Annotated in this window: 1 protein-coding gene; it reads right to left on the reverse strand. The window is 74.1% G+C overall.

The genetic code is table 11. The annotated features are described in order from the left end of the window. Nucleotides 1-28 precede the first annotated feature (28 nt). A partial coding sequence (locus CA984_RS46960; RefSeq protein WP_207621282.1) for a hypothetical protein occupies nt 29-762 on the reverse strand: 734 nt, incomplete at its 5' end.

Below are 762 nucleotides of genomic sequence, written 5' to 3' on the forward strand. Positions count from 1 at the left end.
GTCCGGGTCGGGGACGGAGGGGTTCGGTTCAGGGACGGAAGAAGGTGCCCGGTTTCTCCGAGCCGAGCACTCCTCCCAGGCAGCGGTAGGTCCGCACGCCCAGCTCGAACTGCTCCTTCGACGGCGGCAGGACCGTGCTGTGCCACCTGCCCGCGCCGATCGCGCGGGCGTCGCCGTACCGGGAGGCGAGCATGACCGGTGAGGCGCACACCTTCTTCACCGTCGGGTGCTTCCCCAGGGCCGCGGAATCGTAGGTGAGGGAGTCCGCCGGCAGCGGGGCGATCGCGAAGGTCTCCCAGGAGTGCGACTCCTCGCAGCCGATCCGCTTGGCCGCCGCGTCACCCGAAACCACGACGAGGCCGCCCCAGCACTCGGCCTCCTTCACACAGGCGGCCCGAGCACCCGGTACCCCGGCGGCAGGGCAGGCGGCCGTGACGGTGTCGACCTTCCCGATCTCCGTGCCCGTACCGGCCTTCCCGGTCTCGCCGGCCGTGTCCTGCCGCTGATCGGCGGACGGCTTCCGGTCGCGGTTCTCCAGGAACATCACCCCGGCCCCGGCCAGCAGCAGGATGGTGAAGGCCACGGCCACCGCGACGAACACCCGGGRGTTCGACGTGCCCGAGGGCGCGGCGCCCGCCGGCCGCGACCCGGTGGTCGCCAGGTCCCGCGCTCCCGGGGAGGTCAGGTGCGCACGCACCGGATCCCTGCCCGCCGCGCCCGCCGAGCGCGCCGGCGGCACGCCGTATGGGGAGGGCGGACCGG

This window comes from Streptosporangium minutum (genome assembly GCF_002149035.1).
GTDB lineage: Bacteria > Actinomycetota > Actinomycetes > Streptosporangiales > Streptosporangiaceae > Streptosporangium > Streptosporangium minutum.